The organism is Nocardia sp. NPDC058499 (genome assembly GCF_042719915.1).
Classification (GTDB): Bacteria; Actinomycetota; Actinomycetes; order Mycobacteriales; family Mycobacteriaceae; genus Nocardia.
Genome location: NZ_JBHXMZ010000006.1, coordinates 114,579 through 131,506, shown reverse-complemented (window position 1 = coordinate 131,506; position 16,928 = coordinate 114,579). Strand labels below are relative to the sequence as shown.

The following is a 16,928-nucleotide window of genomic DNA, read 5'->3' as shown; positions in this document are numbered from 1 at the left end:
ATCGGAGAGGGGGGGACGGAGACGGAAAGTAGATGGAGTCGACCCTTTCTGTTTGCGGCCTCGTTGTGGTGCGTTCCCCCCCCCCCCCCCCCTTTCCCCCGGCACAACGAGGAGATCACCGGCCGGAAGCGCCGCGCACCGGTGATACGAGGAGGCGATATGGCATCGACGAACGGTGACGATCCGGCACCCCGTTCGGGGCGGCCGCTCCCGCTGCTGTCCCTGGACACCGAGTTCTTCTGGACCTCCGGCGCCGACGGGCAGCTGCGGATCCAGGAGTGCCGGGCATGTTCGGCGCTGATCCACCCGCCTCAGCCGATCTGCCGGTACTGCCGGGGTCGTGAACTCGCCCCGCGCGTGGTTTCGGGGACAGCGACACTTGCTTCCTTCACGGTAAACCATCGGTTTGCCACGCCGGGGCTGCCGCCCTCGTATGTGGTGGCGACGGTGGCGCTCGCCGACGACCCCCGGGTCCGGCTCACCACAAATATCGTCGAATGCGATCCGGACGAACTCCACCTCGGTATGCGGCTCGAGGTGGTCTTCCAGCAGGACGACGATGTCTGGCTACCGCTGTTCCGTCCCACCGCGCACCAACCGGAACCGGCGCCGCTACCGGTCGACGAGATCGCGCCGGCCGAATTCGGTCAGCGGGTGACCCCGATGCTGCGCCGCGACAATTTCGAGGACAGTGTCGTTCTCACCGGAATCGGGATGTCGGATATCGGGCGGCGGCTGATGCGGCCACCCCTCGAGCTCACCGTCGACGCCTGCGAACGGGCGGTCGCCGATGCCGGACTGACCCTCGGCGATATCGACGGCCTGTCCTCGTATCCGGGTGGCGGCAACCTGGGCGGTTTCGGGGAAGGCGGGGTCACCGCGCTGGAATCGGCGCTCGGTATCCGGCCCACCTGGCACAACGGCGGGATCGAAACCTTCGGGCCCGGCGGTTCGGTGATCGCGGCCATGCTCGCCGTGCACGCCGGGCTGGCCACCCATGTGCTGTGCTACCGCACGGTATGGGAAGCCACCTTCAACGAGCTGATGAAACGCGGCACCATCCCGGTGTCCGGCGGCGGCCGCACCTCCAGTTGGATGCATCCGTTCGGATCCACCTCCGCCGCGCATACGCTGGCGCAGAAGGCACAGCGGCATTTCCACGAGTACGGCACCACCCGCGAGACATTGGGTTGGGTCGCGTTGAACCAGCGGGCGAACGCCGCATTGAATCCGAGCGCTGTCTACCGCGATCCGATGACCATGGACGACTATCTCGACGCCCGGCCGATCACCACGCCGTTCGGTCTCTACGACTGCGATGTGCCGTGCGACGGTGCGGTCGCGGTGATCGTCTCGGCACGCGACGCCGCCGCAGACCTGCCGGTACCCGGGATCGAAGTCGAGGCCGTGGGCACCCAGATCATCGAGCGGATCGAATGGGACCAGAGCACTCTCACCCACGAACCGCAGGTACTCGGCCCGGCCGCGCACCTGTGGACCCGCACCGATCTGCGGCCCGACGATGTCGATGTGGCCGAACTGTACGACGGGTTCACCATCAACTGCGTGTCCTGGATCGAGGCACTGGGTTTCTGCAAGATCGGCGAGGCCAAGGATTTCCTGGACGGCGGGAAGAACATCGCCCGCGACGGGATCCTGCCGTTGAACACTCACGGCGGACAACTGTCACACGGCCGCACCCACGGGATGGGGTTGCTGCACGAAGCGATCGTGCAGTTGCGCGGGACGGCCGGGGAGCGCCAGGTCCGGGATGCGCGGGTCGCGGTGGTTTCCAGCGGCGGACTGACGCCGGGCGGGGCCATGTTGTTGCGGAGCGCCTCCCGGTGAGCGCACCGGCACAGCCTGCCACCGGGGCGCGGGCACGGACCGCCCGTGCGACCCGACCCGCACCGGTTGGACCGCGAGCCCTGCAAATTCGCCGACCACGACGTCAGCTTCGGGCAGGAGCACCGGTATCGAACGCAGTAGGCCCGGGGGCGACGGTGCGTGACCCCCGAAGGACCACGCCGCCGGCGCACCTGCGGGGTTCGGTGCCGAACGTCCGGCCGTCGATGCCCGAACCCGCCCGGAAGGCACCTGCGCGGGACATTCGGAACATCCCGGGGACAGGCAACGGATGACCCTCACCGATTCCGATCTCGTCGCGACCGATTCCACGGGACCGCTGCCTGTCGTCGCGGAAGTGCGGGAAGTCCACGGAATTCCGGTGTCCGGACTGCTGGCCGAAGCGTCCGCACCGCGTGCGGTGGTGGTCGCCGTGCACGGAGGTGCGGTCGACTCCCGGTATTTCGACTGCCCCGGACATCCGGAGTTCTCGCTGCTGCGCACCGGGCAGCGACTCGGTTACACCATGCTCGCGCTGGACCGGCCCGGGTTCCGGAGCTCGGGCCCCTATGCCGACCGGCTGGCGGATCCGCGCCGGCGGGTGGATCTGATGTACGGCGCAATCGATACGCTGCTCGACGGATTACCGCGTGGCGCGGGGGTTTTCCTGCTCGCGCATTCGGCGGGGTGCGAGCTGGCGGTCCGGATGGCGGCGGCCGACCGTGGCGCGGACCTGCTGGGTCTCGAACTTGCCGGGACCGGGCGACAGCACCAGCCGGTGGCCCACGAACTGCTCTGGGGTGCGCGCCGGGAACCGGGTAAGCGACCGCCGGGAGTGGGGAAGCTGATCTGGAGCCCCTCGCGGCTCTACGCCCCGGACGTACTCGGCGGGGGTAGCGTATCCGCACGTGGATCGGCCCTCGAAGTGAAGGCCCTCAACGAGTGGGCCGCCCGGGAATTCCTCGGGCTCGCACCGGATATCCGTATCCCGGTGCGCTACACCCTCGGCGAACACGAACGCGTATGGCGTAATGATCCGGAGGAGATGGCGGCGGTGGGGTCGCTGTTCACCGCCGCGGGCCGGGTGGTGGTGAACAGGCAGCCGAATACCGCGCACAACATCAGCCTCGGCCATACGGCACCGGCCTACCATCTGTCCGTGCTCGCTTTCGCCGAAGAATGCCTTCTCGCCCGGCAGGCCGGCGAATTCTCCGGGCCCACTCTGCAATTCGACGGCGGCGCCGCAGCGCCGGAAAGGTAACCCATGGACGTCACCGATATCGCATTGTTGCTGCTACGGCTGGTCGTGGGGGCGACCATGATCGCGCACGGGGTCAACCACTGGATCGGGGGCGGCAAGATCGCCGGCACCGCGCGCTGGTTCAGCAGCCTCGGGCTGCGCAACGGTGTACTGCAAGCGTGGCTGAGCGTCATCACCGAGATCGGGGCCGGTGTACTGCTGATCCTCGGACTGCTCACCCCGCTGGCCGCCGCGGCGGTGATCTCGGTGATGCTGGTGGCCGCCCTGCTGGCGCACCGGAAGAACGGATTCTTCGTGATGCGCGACGGCTACGAATACGTGCTGGTGCTCGGCGTGGTCTGCGTGGTCATGGGCATTCTGGGCCCGGGGTGGCTGTCGGTGGACCATGCCGCCGGTATCGAAATCACCGGCTGGGCCGGTGGACTGACCGCACTCCTCGTCGGCGTGCTCGGGACCGCCGCGCTGCTGGCCGTGTTCTGGCGGCCGAACGCCGGACAACCGGATTCGGCGAGCGCCGATTCCTGAACGCGCGAAGGGAGAATCGTATGCGCGTCGGATTCATCGGATTGGGTAGCCAGGGTGGGCCGATGGCCCGCCGGATCGTCGAAGGCGGCTACCCGACCACACTGTGGGCGCGCCGCGCGGTATCGGTCGAACCGTATGCCGATACCGCGGCGAAGGTCGCCGAAAGCCCGGCCGCGCTGGCCGCCGACAGCGATCTGGTGTGCCTGTGCGTCGTCGGTGACGCGGATGTGCGGGAAGTGCTGGAACGCGAGGACGGGATCTTCGCCGGATTCGCCGCCTCGGCAGCCGGACGCACCGAGCGGCCCGTGATCGCCATCCACAGCACCGTCCATCCCGACACCTGCCGTAACCTCGCCGAAAAGGCTGCCGAGCAGGGGATCTCCTTGATCGACGCGCCGGTGAGCGGTGGCGCACCGGCGGTCGAGGCGGGGCGATTGCTGGTGATGGCCGGCGGGGACGCCGAAACCCTGCAACGCTGCCTCCCGGTGTTCGGCACCTACGCGAATCCGGTGGTACACCTCGGTGATGTCGGCGCCGGCCAGACCACCAAACTGCTGAACAACCTGCTCTTCACCGCACATATGGCCACCGCCGTGAGCACTCTGGAACTCGGCGAACAGTTGGGGGTGAGCCCGCAGCGGCTCGGCGAGGTGATCGGCAACGGCAGCGGGAACAGTTTCGCGCTGGGCCGGATCCTGGCCGGCGGTGGGTCACTGGATCAGATCGCGACCCATGCCGGGGACCTGCTGCGCAAAGATGTCCGGTTGATCAGCGAACTCGCCGAGACGGCCGGTATCACGCCCGGCGCGGTACTCGATACCGCCGACGCGACCCTGGGCCTCATGGGCAAACCACGCTGAACCAGCGTTCCGGATGGCCACGATTGCCTGCGCGGTCGGGTGGCCCGAAGGCCGCTCGGGCGCCTGGAAGGTCCGGCGCCCACGATCGAAGGAGAACCGAGTGCGTATCGGATTCGTCGGCGCCGGCCGGATGGGCGTCCCCATGATCCGGCGCCTCGTGGCCGCCGGGCACAGTGTGCGCGCGGTCGGCCGCAACCCTGCCACCCGCGAGATGATCGGCGCCGCCGGGGCGACGACCGTCGGCTCGGCCGTCGAGGCGGGTGAGAACGCGGAGGCGGTGGTGATCTGTGTTTTCACCGACGACCAGGTACGCGAGGTCTGCCTCGGCAGCGGTCTGCTCGACACCATGCCCCGCGATTCGGTGCTGATCCTGCACACCACCGGCAGCCCCGATACCGCGACCGCGATCGCCGCGGCCGGCGGCCGGGTGGTCGACGCGCCGGTCAGCGGCGGTCCGCACAATATCGCCGACGGCGCGATCACCGTTTTCCTCGGTGGCGATGCGGAAGCGGTCGAACGTGCCCGCCCCGTGCTGTCGGCCTACGCCGATCCGGTCCTGCCGGTCGGCGCACTCGGCAACGGCCAGCGAGTCAAGCTGGTGAACAACGCGCTGTTCGCCGCCCAGATCGGCCTGGTCACCGAGGCCGTCCGGTTCGCCGGGCAGCTGGGTCTCGCCGAATCGGAAGTACTTGCGGCACTCCCCCACGCGAGTAGTTCCAGCCGCGCGGTTCTCAGCGTCGCCGCCAAAGGATCGGTCGCGGCCTTCTCCGAATCGGTCGGCGATTTCCTCCGCAAAGATGTCGCGGTCGCCCGCGATCTCGCCGACCGCCTCGGTAGTGACCTCGGCCTTCTCGACCCTGCCATCCGCGCCGCCGTCGGAACAGCCTGATCCGGCGGGCTTTCCGGCCGGGATCTGTTCACCGAACCGCCGGGGCGGTGTGCTGTTCACGCCGGCTTCCTGCCGTACGGGCCTTCCCGCAGGCACCGACCGCCCTCGCCGCACTACTGCTGGCCGTCTACACGCCGCCCGAGCAGTTCTGCCGGCCGAAGGCCGCTTCACCGTCACCGCCTTTGTCGGCGCCGCACCGGGCGCGGCCGGTATCGGCCTCACCACGAAGGTTCTCTCACTCCGGCGCCCGATGTATGGTCGTTCGCTCGGCCGTCCCGGCCGTCCCCGGTGAAGTGCACGCTGGTAAGGGTGTCGCGGGTCCTGCGTGGTCGTCGCACCGACCACGATCAGTCGCGTACATGCAGACCGAAACCGGCGCGGCCCGCGGGTTCGAGTCCCTTTTTCAGTTGCAGCGAGGGAATTTCGTAGTCACCGTAGTTCTGCCGCCGGAACGGGATCGGCTCGGTGGAGTCCAGGGTGAGCAGGCGCTGCTCCCACGCCTTGGCCACGTCGCGATAGTTGGCCGTAGTCATCCGGTCGGCGCCGTACGAGACGAACGGCGGGAGCACTTCGATACCCGGGTAGTAGAGGATGCCGTGGTGGATGGGGAACAGCAGATCCTCGATCGGACCGTTGACCCCGCGGGCGGAGTAGTGCGATTCCTGGCCGCCGATGGTCACCGACAGCAGCGCCTTGCGGCCCGTGAGGGTGCCTTCGCCGTAGCGTTCGCCGTACTTCGCGTCGCTGTGCTCGCCGACGCCGTACGCGAAGTGCTGGGTGAATACGCGGTCCACCCAGCCCTTGAGGATGGCGGGCATCGAGTACCACCACAGCGGGAACTGGAAGATGATCATCTCGCACCACAGCAGTTTCACCTGTTCGGCGCGGACGTCCGGGGTGAGGTCCCCGCTATCGAAGGCCCGGCCCGAATCGCGGACGACCCGCAGCGGGGCCGAGGCGGCGGGGCCGTAGTCCGCGGCATCCACCACCGCCTTCCAGTCCATCGCGTACAAATCGCTCACCCTGACCTCGTGCCCCGCTTGTTCCAGGGTCGTCACCGCGAGGTCTTTCAGCGCGCCGTTGAGCGACTTCGGTTCGGGGTGGGCGTAGACGATCAACGTCTTCATCGGAACTCCTTCGGATCGGATGTCTTCGATCCTGGGCGCCGCGGCGCCCGGCGTTCAGGGGCGTTTCTTCCACCGGACCGGGCTTCCTGGTATCGGCAGGGCCACCTTCCCCGGCGCCGGCGCGACCATACTGGGGACATGGACGATCTCGCGGGCTTCCTGCGGACCCGGCGTTCCCGGGTCGACCCGGCCGCCGTCGGCATCCCCACCGACCGGCCGCGCCGGGTCGACGGGCTGCGCCGCGAAGAAGTGGCGCATCTGTCCGGTGTGAGCGTCGACTATTACGTGCGCCTGGAGCAGGGGCGCGCCACCCAGCCTTCCGAGCAGGTTCTCGATGCGCTCGCCCGCGTTCTCGGTCTCGACGAGACCGAACGTGGCCATCTCTACCGGCTCGCCCGGCAGCGCCGCCGCCGCGCGAAGACACCGGGCGGGCAGGTCCGGCCGGAGGTGCTGCGGGTGCTGGACCTGGTCGCCGGCGCACCGGCGCTGATCATGAACCACCGCCTGGACGTGCTCGCCGGCAATCGCCTGGCCGGGCTGCTCTACGGCCGGCCGATTCCCGGGCTCAACACCGCCCGGCACATCTTCCTGGAGGAAGCCGACCGCGGCTTGTACGCGGACTGGGAGACCTGCACCCTGGACGCCGTCGGGCACCTGCGCCTGGCCGCGGGTAAATACCCCGACGACCCGCAGCTGGTCTCGCTCATCGGCGAACTGGCGATGGGTAGCGAACGTTTCCGCCGCCTCTGGGCCCGGGCCGATGTACGTGCCCGCACCCACGGGCGCAAGGAGTACCGGCATCCGCTGGTCGGACTCCTGGAACTGCACCAGGAGAACTTCGCCCTCCCGGACGAATCGGGTCTGGAGCTGCTGGTCCTGTCCGCTGTCCCGGGTAGCCCCGCCGAGGACGGGCTGCGTCTGCTCGCCGGCCTGGACGCGGACAGCAGCGCCGCGGATTCCAACGCGACCGCTCCGATGCGCGAGTAGTTCCCCGGTCCGCGAGCATGCACTCAGACCTTCACAGCGGACGACACGTCTCGCCGTGGAATGCCAGGATCGCGCAGACTGCAGAACAGCAACCCGCTGAGCAACGGCATCACGATCAGCGGTAACAACGCGATCTGCAAGGAAGTGGTATCTGCGAGGTGGCCGAGGGCGGGGCTCACCAGACCCCCGACGCTGACGGACAGCCCGAGCGTGACTCCGGCGGCGGTGCCGGCCCGCGAGGGCAGATAGTCCTGGCCGAGGGTCACCTGCAGCGAAAACGGTACATAGAGCGCGACCGAGGTCGCCGCCACGAACAAGTGGACACCCGGGCCCGGCGCCCACACCACTCCCGCGATCGTCCCGGCGGCGAACAGGTACGACCACCGCGCGACGGTCACCCGGTCCCAGCGTGCAGCCAGGGAACCACCCAGCGCCGAGCCGATCACACCGCCGGAGTAGAGCATGAACAGCGCTACTGTGCCCGCGGTCGGATCCCCGTTCATCCGCTGCTGGACGTAGAGGGATACGAAGGTGCTCAACCCGATGAAAGCGATCGAACGGAACACCACGGCCAGCGATATCCGCAGGAACGACGCGATATCGTCGCGCCCGCCCGGCGCATACTCCGCGATCCCCGCGGCCCGGGTCTGTTGCCGCGCCCGCAGAACCGGCACGGTCGCCACCGCCCCGGCGAGCGCCGGTAGCAGCAGCAGCGGTGTCCAGCTCACTCCGCCCGCCGCGACCGTGGCCGCGACCAGTACCGGCGCCAGCGCGAAGCCGATATTGCCGCCTGTGGCGAAATACGCCATCCGAGTGTGGCTACCTCGGCTCGCGGCCCGCGCGATCCGCGCGGATTCGGGATGGTAAGCCGCCACCCCGATTCCGGATATCGCCATGCACACCAGCGTGAGCGCATACGACTCGGACAGCCCGCTGACGGCGATACCCGTACCGGCGACCAGTGTGCTCACCGGTAACAGCCACGCCATCGGCCACCGGTCGGTCACCGCACCGAACACCGGTTGCACCACCGAGGACAGCAGCGATGCCGCCAGCACGATCCCCGAGGCCGCGGCGTAGGTGTAGCCACGCTCGGCGACGAAGAACGGGATGAGCGCCGCGACCGCGCCCTGATAGACATCGACGCAGGCATGACCCGTGGACAACAGCAGAACGGCGGTGTTTCGGCGCACGCACACCATGCTCACAACCCGGCCGCTGGCGCGCTTCCGATAAACTGCCATCCTGTGCCGGAAATCCGCCATCAGCCGGTCGCGCCGACCCGTGCCCAGCTGCTCGCCTCCGGTGCGCGGATCGACGCCCACCGTCACGACGACCACCAGATCATCTACGCCGGTCGCGGCGTTCTCTCGATCACGACCGACGCGGGAACCTGGGTTGCCCCGGGCACGCACGCCATCTGGGTGCCCGCCGGGACCGTGCACGCCCATCGCGCCTACGGCGACCTGGAATTACACCTGCTGGGGCTGCCCGCCGGCGACAACCCCCTCGGCCTGACCGCGCCGACCGTGCTGCGGGTCGGTCCGCTGCTGCGGGAGCTGATCATCGCCTACACCCGCGACGACCGCGACCACCCCGAACGCACTCGCCTGCGCGCGGTTCTGCTCGACCAGCTCCGCGTCTCACCCCAGCAGCCCCTGCACCTGCCCAGCCCCACCGCACCCCTGCTGCGCGCGGTGTGCGCCGTCCTGATGGACAACCCCGGCGATACCCGCACCCTCGGTGAGCTAGGCCGCGAGGCCGGGGCCAGCGACCGCACCCTGTCGCGACTGTTCCGCAGCGACCTCGGCATGACGTTTCCGCAATGGCGAACCCAGCTACGCCTGCACCACGCTCTGATCCTCCTGGCGGAAAGGACGCCCGTCACTGCCGTAGCGCACCGCTGCGGCTGGGCTTCGGCCAGCGCGTTCATCGATATCTTCCACAAGACGTTCGGCCATACACCCGGCGCCCACCTCCCCGGCTCGCCGCCGGACAGCGCCTGAGCTGCCGCCGCGGTCGAGCGCGAAGGAAGTTTCGCACCAGTCCGCTCCGCAAGACGAGCGAAGTCGTTGTCGCCCGCGAACATTCGGCTCAGCGGCGTTCGGGCCAGTTCGGGGAGCGGCCGAGCATGCGCAGGATCCGGTCGAGTGCGGGACCGGTGCCCGGGTCCGGGAGCGCGTGCGCGAACGGTGATTCCGGGCTGTCGCGCTCCGGACCGTCGGGAATCTGCCCGACGATCCGCAGTACCGGTTCGGCGCACGCCGGGTCCAGTTCGTAGTCCTGCCCGACGGCCCGCGCGAGGTCCCAGCCGTGGACCACATAGTCGACCAGGTGGAATCCGATGGCCTGGTGGGCGGGCACGGTGACACCGGCACCGAATTCCGGCATGGCGAACAGACGCTGCGGCACATCGTCCGGCACGAAGGCGGCCAGCACGGCATCGGCGGATTCGGCGTACTCCTCGCTGGTCTGTGGACCGGGCAGGCGCGGATGCCACAGGGCGAGGTCGGCTCCGTCGCCACGTGCCGCAGCGGCGAAGCCGCGATGCTGGGCGGCCATATGGGCCAGCAGCTCACCGACAGTCCAGGCGGCACAGGGGGTCGGGCGGTCGAGCAGGTCCGGTGTCACGAGTTCAGCTGTTTTCACCGTGGCTAGCACCGCGGCGCGGTCCAGCTCGCGAAGGTCTTCGATGGTCATATCCAGATGATACGCACCTACCTATCATATGTCCATGCTTATTATTTTGGCCGAACCGGCGGAGCGGCCGCACTCGTGCACGGATGCCGATACGCGGTGACGGCTACCGGCCCCGGTAAATTTGCCTCATGGGATCAACGGACCGTCCGGACCTGGCGGCAATGCTCGCTCCGCTGACCCGCACGCTGATCGCCATGGAACGCCCGGTCCTCGAGTCGTACGGCCTGACCATGTGGGCCTACAGCGTCCTGGTCGCACTCAGCCGCGGGCCGGCACGTGGCCAGGGTGTACTCGCCCAGGAAATCGGTGCGGACAAAACCCGGATCATCGCGGTCCTCGACGATCTCCAGGACCGCAGACTCCTGCACCGATATCCCGACCCGGCCGACCGACGGGCCCGGCTACTGGAACTCACCGCCGAGGGGCACCGGATCGTCGCGCAGGCTCGAGCCGAAATCCAGTCCCGCGAGGAACAGCTGGTGCTGCAACACCTCTCGCCCGCTGACCGCCGGGTATTCCTGAGTGCCCTGCACACCCTGGCGGACCTGCCCCGAGGCCTCGACGAGGATGACTCGGCAGCGAACTGACCGCGCCCGACCGAGCGGGCGCCCCGACCGATCAGCCGGGCGAGCCGTCGCCGGTCCCGCAACCGCACAGCTCGGATTCCCTGTCGAGGTGCCGGACGTCGGCGGTGGCCGCCAGAGATCCGATACCGAACGTCGTGGCAGCGATCGTAAGGGACTCGGCTACCCGCTTCCGTAGGCTCCCAGGGGTGGCCGACCCCCGTCGGCGCCGAGGTCCCCGCTTTCCCGGAGTACCCGCAGCGGGGCGTGGTTTGCCCAGCCCTCGGTGGGCCAGTTGAACCAGCCGGCGGAGGCCGAAGTGCCGCCGTCCGGGTGCAGGGTGGTGCCGGTGAGGTAGGACGAGAGCTGGGAGGCCAGGAAGACCGCGCAGTGGGAGATATCGGTGAGGCGCCCGGCGCGGCCCATGGGGATGGCGACCTTCACCCCTTCCGGGTCCATCATGGCGTTGTCACCGGTGCCGATACGTTCCAGGTTCGGTGTGGGGACGAAATCCGGGGCGATGTTGTTGACCCGGATCCCGTCCGGCGCCACTTCGATCGCGAGCGTGCGCGCGAACTGTTGCACCGCGGCCTTCGCCGCCGCATACACCGCGAAACCGGGTGCGGCACGGTGGGCTTCGACAGTGGTGATATTGATGATGCTGCCGCCTCGGCCGCCGGCCCGCATCAGCGGGACCGCCTGGTGGCAGGCGTGCAGTACATGGGTCAGGTTGGTGCGCAGCAGCGCGTCCCAGCCCTTGGGGCGGGTTTCGGTGAAGGGGGCACGGAAGGTGCCGCCCACCACATTCACCAGGGTGTCGAGCCGGCCCCACCTGGTCTGGGCGGCCTCGAAAAGGGCGGTCAGTTCGGCGGGATCGCGGGCGTCGCCGTGCTCTACGAGGGACTCGTGGCCGCGGTCGGCTAGGACGGACCGCAGTTCGGCGGCGGCCGCGGGGTCGATATCGAGGACGGCGACGCGCACGCCGTTGTCCGCCAGGTCCGCGACGATCGCGCCGCCCAGTCCGCCCGCACCACCGGTCACCACGGCCACTGTGCCCGCGAGACCTGCGCGTTCCTCGAACCAGCCCATGTGATCGTCCTATCCGTCGATGTAGGTCGCGCCGAACTCGGCCAGGAAGTCGAAGGTGACTCCCGGGTCGAGGGTTTCGTGCACGCCGGCCCGGGTGGAGACCACGATCCAGTCCACCCCGGCGCGGGCCAGTTCACCGAACGCCTCCCGATGTGGCCCCGGGTCGGCGCCGGGGCCGGTGAGGCCGGGATGACTGTAGGAGTACACGAGGTCGATATGTTCGGTGCGACCCGAACTCGCGGCGGTTTCGCGTATTTCGGCGATCTTGCGGGACAGTTCCTCGATCCCGCCGAGTTCGGGAGTCCGGGCGGTACTGCTGAGTTCGGCACCGCCGGACATCGGAATCCACCCGTGCGCGGCCCGGGCCACCCGCCGCCGGCTCAATGCCGAATTCCCGCCGATCCAGATCGGGATCGGCTGCTGTACCGGGGTCGGTCGGGCCTGCACATCGCGGGCGCTGAAATGTGTGCCCGCGTAACTGAACGGCTCCCCCTTCCAATGCAGCGGAAGGACGTCGAGCGCTTCGTCGAACAGGGTGTTGCGTTCGTCGAAATCGACGCCGACGGCATGGAATTCACCCTTGAGATAACCGGTGCCGATCCCCAGGATCGCCCGGCCGCCGGATAGTTTGTCCAGCGTCGCGGCCGCTTTCGCGAGCAGCATGGGATTGCGGTAGGGCGCCACGGACAGGTAGGTGATCAGCCTGATCCGATCGGTCAGCGCGGCCGCGTAGCCCAGGGAAACGAACGGGTCCAGGGTCTGATGGCCGCCCGCGCCCAGCCAGCGCGCGCCGGGCGCGGGATGCTCGCTCAACGAGAACCCGCCGAAACCGGCCCGTTCGGCCGCCCGCGCGACCTCGCCCAGCGGACCGGCGTCGAGGACATCGCCGTCCACACCGCCGGTTTCCGGGTAATGGAAGATGAACCGCATCACTGCCTCCGAATCTGCGGGTTCCGCGCTAGCGGCCCCTTTTCACCTCGTTGAACGGCACGTCGCGGTCGGCGGCGTACTCGCGGGGCATACCGAGCACACGTTCGCCGATCACATTGCGGGCCATTTCGGTACTCCCGCCGGCCAGACTCCAGGCGGCACGGAACAGATAGTCGGTGCCGATCTTGGCGGTATCGAGCGGGTCACCGGGCGCGTGGGTCGCGGCATCGGCGCCCGCGACCTTGACCGCCATATCGGTTTGCAACCAGGAGTTCTCGGCGCTGAACAACCGGGTGATCGAACCGGCCGCCGGCGGTAGTTCACCGGCCATGATGCTGCGGGTGATGTGGTCGATCAGCTGGTCGCGCACCACCATCATCGCGCGGGCTTCGCCGATATCCTCGCGGACCCGGGCGTCGTCGAGCCGGCCGAGGCGGCGCGCTATCTCGAGGATCGGGGAGTTCTCGCCGCCGAGATGCGGGCGGGCGCCGCTCATATACGGCGAGGTCCCGCCGATCGCGGCCCGCTCGTGATGCAGCAGCCGCGAGGTCGCCTCCCAGCCGTTGTCGACCTGACCGACCACGGCATCGTCGCCGAGCGTGACATCGTCGAAGAATTCCTGGCAGAACTCGGTGGACCCGGTGACCTGTTTGATCCGCTGCACGGTCACGCCCGGCGCCCCGATCGGGACCAGGAACATGGTGAGTCCGCGATGTTTGGGCACGTCCCAGTTGGTGCGGGCCAGGCACAGGCCGTAGTCGGCGGCGTAGGCGCCGGAACTCCAGATCTTGGATCCGTTGAGGATCCACCTGTCGCCGTCCCGGTCGGCGCGGGTGGTGAGCCCCGCCAGGTCGGAGCCGCCGCGCGGTTCGGACAGCAGTTGCACCAGCAGTTCGTCGCCGCGCAGGACCGCGGGCAGATGCTCGCGTTTCTGTTCCTCGGTGCCCAGGTCGAGCAGGGTCGCGGCGCAAATGGACAGTGTGGGAACGTTCAGGATGACCGGCATCTCGTAGGGATAGGACTCGGTGGTGAACGCCGCCTGATGCGCCGGGGTGAGCCCCAGACCCCCGTATTCCTCGGGGAAACAGATGCCGGCGAATCCGGCGTCGTACAGCTTGCGCTGCAGTTCCCGGGCCCGGTCCCATTCCTCTTTACTGTCCGGCGGTGCCTGTTCCAGCAGGGCAGGAGGAAGGTTGTCGCGCAACCAGTTCCGGGCACGTTCGCGGAATTCGGCGACAGGTTCCACATCGGTGGTCATGATGGTGTGCCTTCCAGGAGGTGCGTCGCGCTAGGCGGCGGCGACGAGCAGATCGGTGATCCGGCGGCGGTGCTCCTCGGGCGTGCCGTACAACGCCCGGCCGAGCCCGATCCGCCGCAGGTACAGATGCAGATCGTGCTCCCAGGTGACCCCGATCCCGCCGTGCAGCTGGACACAGTCCTGCCCGATCACCGGCGCCTTCGCGCCCACATACGATTTCGCGACACTCACCGCTTCGTCCGCGGTATCCGGATCGTCGTCGCAGGCCGTGGCCGCGGCGGTCGCGGTGGCCCGGCAGGCCTCCAGCCAGGTCTTGTTATCGGCCATCCGATGTTTGAGCGCCTGGTACGAGGCGAGCGGCCGGCCGAAGGTGTAGCGGTCGTTCAGCCATCCGAGGGTGGATTCGAGGGCCACCTCGGTAGCGCCCACGGTTTCGGCGGCGGTGAGCACAGCGGCAGTGTGCAGTTGGGCGCGTACCGCCCCGGTGGCGGCCGGCCCGGTATGCGTGACCGCGGTGGCCGGCACCACGACCCCGGCGAAGTCGATACGGGCGGTGCGCCGGACCAGGTCCAGGGTCCAGGTGGGGGTCACGGTCACTCCGGGGGCATCGGCGGGGACCAGTAGCTGCACCGGCCCGTCGGGGCCGTTCGCGGTCACCAGGAAAAGATCGGCCTGGTCACCGGATTCGACCCGGTCCTTGACTCCGTTCAGGCGGTACCCGTCGCCCTCGGGCGTCGCACTCACCCGCGCGCCCGCCTCTGCGCCCGGCGCATACATCACCTCCATGCCGCGGCCCGGTTCGTAGGCAGCCCACGCGATGACCTGCTCCCCCGCCGCGACCGCGGCGATCGTGTCACCGAATCCGGTCTCCGCACTCGCCAGCCCGGCCAGCACCGCATTGGTGGTGACGAACGGCCCCGGGGCGCAGGCGCGGCCCAGTTCACCGGCGACCAACGCCAATTCGGTCAGCGGACGACCGGAGATAGAGCCGCCCCCGTGTTCCTCGGCGACCAGCATGGCGGTCCAGCCGAGTTCGGTGGCCGAATGCCACCACTCGCGGTCGAATCCGGTTTCGGCCTCGCCCAGAGCGCGTACTGTCGCCACCGGGACGGTCTCCGCCAGGAATTCCCGGGCAGTCTGCTGGAAGAGCCGCTGGTCAGCGGTGAGATCGAGGGTCATGTTCTCCGGTCCTCCGGTTGACGCACGGCACGCCGTGTGGAAATCTCATACTCACAGATGAGAGTTATATTCTCAAATGCGGAAGTCAACCGGCGGAGCTGCTCGTGGCGGTGGGAGCCGGCGGAGCGAAGGGAACCGTCACGTGAAAAACTTCCAGGATCTGGACTTCTTCCTCGGGCAGGAGCTGGTTGCCGATCCGTACCCGTATTTCGACGCTCTTCGTGAGCAGTGCCCGGTAACCCGGGAGAAACACCACAACGTCATGATGGTGACGGGCTACGACGAGGCACTGGAGGTTCTCAACGACACCGAACGGTTCTCCTCCTGCATTTCGGTAACCGGCCCCTTCCCCGGTTTTCCCGTCCCCATCGACGAGAACTCCGATGCCGACGCCCTGATCGCAGAACACCGGGATTCACTGCCGTTCAGCGATCAGCTCCCAGCCCTCGACCCGCCGACCCATACCGCGCACCGCGGGCTGCTCATGCGCCTGATCACCCCGAAACGCCTCAAGGAAAACGAAGAGGCGATGTGGGATCTGGCCGATAAGATGCTCGACGAATACCTGGCGCCCGGAAAGGGCGAACTCATCCGTGATTTCGCGGGACCCTTCACGCTCTACGTGATCGCCGATCTGCTCGGGGTACCGCCGGAGGACCAGGAAGAGTTCCTCAACGCACTCCAGCGGGACCCGCACCGCACCGGAACGGTCGGCAGCACCAGTTCCGATCACGCGATGGAACACAATCCGATCGAATTCCTCTACGAGAAGTTCTCCGCCTATATCGAGGACCGGCGTAAGAATCCGCGCGGCGATGTCCTGACCAGCCTGGCGGAGGCCACGTTCCCCGACGGGAGCCAACCGGAGGTGATCGACGTCGTCCGCGTCGCCGCCAACCTCTTCTCCGCCGGCCAGGAGACCACGGTCCGACTGCTGTCGTCCGGGCTGAAATTGATCGCCGACGACCCGGAACTGCAGTCCTGGCTGCGTGGCGACCCGGAACGCATCAACAACTTCATCGAAGAAATGCTGCGGATGGAAAGCCCGGTGAAGGGCGATTTCCGGCTCGCCAAGACCACCACAACAGTCGGTGGGGTCGAGGTTGCGGCGGGTACGGTCCTGATGCTTGCCAACGGCGGCGCCAACCGCGATCCACGGCGCTTCGAGAATCCGGGCGTATTCGATCCGAAACGGGCCAACGCGCGCTCCCATATCGCTTTCGGCCGCGGTGTCCACACCTGTCCCGGGGCTCCGCTGGCACGCGCCGAGGCGAAGGTGGCATTCAGACGGCTGCTGGAACGCACTACCGATATCCGGATCGACGAGAGCGCGCACGGTCCAGCGGACAACCGTAACTTCACCTACCTGCCGACCTTCATCCTGCGCGGAATCACCGCCCTGCACCTCGAATTCGACCGTACGGAGGGTTAGTTCCATGAAGGTCATCGTCGACGCGGACTCCTGCAAGGGCCACGGGATCTGCACCACCCTGTGTGCGGAAGTCTTCACACTCAACGATTACGGTTACGCCGAAGCGGTCGATACCGAGATCCCCGAGGATCTCACCGAAGCGGTGCAAACCGCCAAGGACGCCTGCCCGGAGTGGGCGATCAAAATCGTCGGCGAGAGCTAGCCGCGCGCGAGCACACGGAACCGGCACTCGACGTCCCGAGTGCCGGTCTGCGCGCACGGCGACCATCGCGCTCGGCCGCGA

At 68.3% G+C, this 16,928-nt stretch carries 17 protein-coding genes; 10 read left to right on the top strand and 7 right to left on the bottom strand.

Annotated features, from left to right (window positions below; all coding sequences use genetic code 11):
• The first annotated feature begins 159 nt into the window (after window positions 1-159).
• The 5 genes from ACFWPH_RS19615 to ACFWPH_RS19595 all read left to right on the top strand — a co-directional run bounded on the left by ACFWPH_RS19615 (window position 160) and on the right by ACFWPH_RS19595 (window position 5,380).
• Window positions 160-1,848 carry an OB-fold domain-containing protein gene (locus ACFWPH_RS19615; RefSeq protein WP_378752926.1) on the top strand — a complete coding sequence of 563 codons (1,689 nt, stop codon included), beginning with the start codon at window positions 160-162 and terminating at the stop codon, window positions 1,846-1,848.
• A gap of 289 nt (window positions 1,849-2,137) precedes the next feature.
• Window positions 2,138-3,106 carry an alpha/beta hydrolase gene (locus ACFWPH_RS19610; protein ID WP_378752924.1) on the top strand — a complete coding sequence of 323 codons (969 nt, stop codon included), beginning with the start codon at window positions 2,138-2,140 and terminating at the stop codon, window positions 3,104-3,106.
• Window positions 3,107-3,109: 3 nt separating this feature from the next.
• Complete coding sequence (locus tag ACFWPH_RS19605) at window positions 3,110-3,631, top strand: DoxX family protein (protein ID WP_378752922.1); 522 nt, start codon at window positions 3,110-3,112, stop codon at window positions 3,629-3,631.
• A 20-nt stretch (window positions 3,632-3,651) separates the two neighbouring features.
• A complete protein-coding gene (locus ACFWPH_RS19600; RefSeq protein WP_378752920.1) occupies window positions 3,652-4,491 on the top strand; it encodes an NAD(P)-dependent oxidoreductase in 840 nt (279 codons plus the stop codon).
• Between the two features lie 100 nt (window positions 4,492-4,591).
• Window positions 4,592-5,380 (top strand): NAD(P)-dependent oxidoreductase, encoded by a 789-nt coding sequence (locus ACFWPH_RS19595; RefSeq protein WP_378752918.1) that lies wholly within the window; start codon window positions 4,592-4,594, stop codon window positions 5,378-5,380.
• Between the two features lie 347 nt (window positions 5,381-5,727).
• Here ACFWPH_RS19595 and ACFWPH_RS19590 read toward each other — a convergent pair whose 3' ends face one another.
• Window positions 5,728-6,507 carry an NAD(P)H-dependent oxidoreductase gene (locus tag ACFWPH_RS19590; RefSeq protein WP_378752916.1) on the bottom strand — a complete coding sequence of 260 codons (780 nt, stop codon included), beginning with the start codon at window positions 6,505-6,507 and terminating at the stop codon, window positions 5,728-5,730.
• 138 nt (window positions 6,508-6,645) lie between these two features.
• On the opposite strand from ACFWPH_RS19590, the gene ACFWPH_RS19585 reads away from it, so the two are divergent.
• Window positions 6,646-7,494 (top strand): helix-turn-helix transcriptional regulator, encoded by an 849-nt coding sequence (locus ACFWPH_RS19585; protein WP_378752914.1) that lies wholly within the window; start codon window positions 6,646-6,648, stop codon window positions 7,492-7,494.
• A gap of 23 nt (window positions 7,495-7,517) precedes the next feature.
• On the opposite strand, the gene ACFWPH_RS19580 is transcribed toward ACFWPH_RS19585, so the two are convergent.
• Window positions 7,518-8,687 (bottom strand): MFS transporter, encoded by a 1,170-nt coding sequence (locus tag ACFWPH_RS19580; protein WP_378752912.1) that lies wholly within the window; start codon window positions 8,685-8,687, stop codon window positions 7,518-7,520.
• 54 nt (window positions 8,688-8,741) lie between these two features.
• Here ACFWPH_RS19580 and ACFWPH_RS19575 point away from each other — a divergent pair, with 54 nt between their 5' ends.
• The gene (locus ACFWPH_RS19575; RefSeq protein WP_378752910.1) at window positions 8,742-9,500 is read left to right on the top strand and encodes an AraC family transcriptional regulator; all 759 of its coding nucleotides are present in this window, start codon (window positions 8,742-8,744) and stop codon (window positions 9,498-9,500) included.
• A gap of 88 nt (window positions 9,501-9,588) precedes the next feature.
• On the opposite strand, the gene ACFWPH_RS19570 is transcribed toward ACFWPH_RS19575, so the two are convergent.
• Entirely contained in the window at window positions 9,589-10,194 is a 606-nt protein-coding gene (locus ACFWPH_RS19570) for a TIGR03086 family metal-binding protein (RefSeq protein WP_378752908.1), read from the bottom strand.
• A 128-nt stretch (window positions 10,195-10,322) separates the two neighbouring features.
• Here ACFWPH_RS19570 and ACFWPH_RS19565 point away from each other — a divergent pair, with 128 nt between their 5' ends.
• Window positions 10,323-10,781 carry a MarR family winged helix-turn-helix transcriptional regulator gene (locus ACFWPH_RS19565; protein ID WP_378752906.1) on the top strand — a complete coding sequence of 153 codons (459 nt, stop codon included), beginning with the start codon at window positions 10,323-10,325 and terminating at the stop codon, window positions 10,779-10,781.
• 159 nt (window positions 10,782-10,940) lie between these two features.
• Here ACFWPH_RS19565 and ACFWPH_RS19560 read toward each other — a convergent pair whose 3' ends face one another.
• The 4 genes from ACFWPH_RS19560 to ACFWPH_RS19545 are packed head-to-tail and all read right to left on the bottom strand — an operon-like array spanning window position 10,941 to window position 15,213.
• Window positions 10,941-11,846, bottom strand: a complete 906-nt coding sequence (locus ACFWPH_RS19560; RefSeq protein WP_378752904.1) for an SDR family NAD(P)-dependent oxidoreductase — start codon at window positions 11,844-11,846, stop codon at window positions 10,941-10,943.
• Window positions 11,847-11,855: 9 nt separating this feature from the next.
• On the bottom strand, window positions 11,856-12,776 hold the full coding sequence (locus tag ACFWPH_RS19555) for an LLM class F420-dependent oxidoreductase (RefSeq protein ID WP_378752902.1): 921 nt from the start codon (window positions 12,774-12,776) through the stop codon (window positions 11,856-11,858).
• A 28-nt stretch (window positions 12,777-12,804) separates the two neighbouring features.
• Entirely contained in the window at window positions 12,805-14,034 is a 1,230-nt protein-coding gene (locus ACFWPH_RS19550) for an acyl-CoA dehydrogenase family protein (RefSeq protein WP_378752900.1), read from the bottom strand.
• 30 nt (window positions 14,035-14,064) lie between these two features.
• Window positions 14,065-15,213, bottom strand: a complete 1,149-nt coding sequence (locus tag ACFWPH_RS19545) for an acyl-CoA dehydrogenase family protein (RefSeq protein WP_378752898.1) — start codon at window positions 15,211-15,213, stop codon at window positions 14,065-14,067.
• Between the two features lie 142 nt (window positions 15,214-15,355).
• Between ACFWPH_RS19545 and ACFWPH_RS19540 the strand changes: the two genes are divergently transcribed.
• Together ACFWPH_RS19540 and ACFWPH_RS19535 are read left to right on the top strand one after the other, a co-directional pair.
• A complete protein-coding gene (locus ACFWPH_RS19540) occupies window positions 15,356-16,645 on the top strand; it encodes a cytochrome P450 (RefSeq protein WP_378752896.1) in 1,290 nt (429 codons plus the stop codon).
• 4 nt (window positions 16,646-16,649) lie between these two features.
• The gene (locus ACFWPH_RS19535; protein WP_068047632.1) at window positions 16,650-16,847 is read left to right on the top strand and encodes a ferredoxin; all 198 of its coding nucleotides are present in this window, start codon (window positions 16,650-16,652) and stop codon (window positions 16,845-16,847) included.
• Window positions 16,848-16,928: the final 81 nt, after the last annotated feature.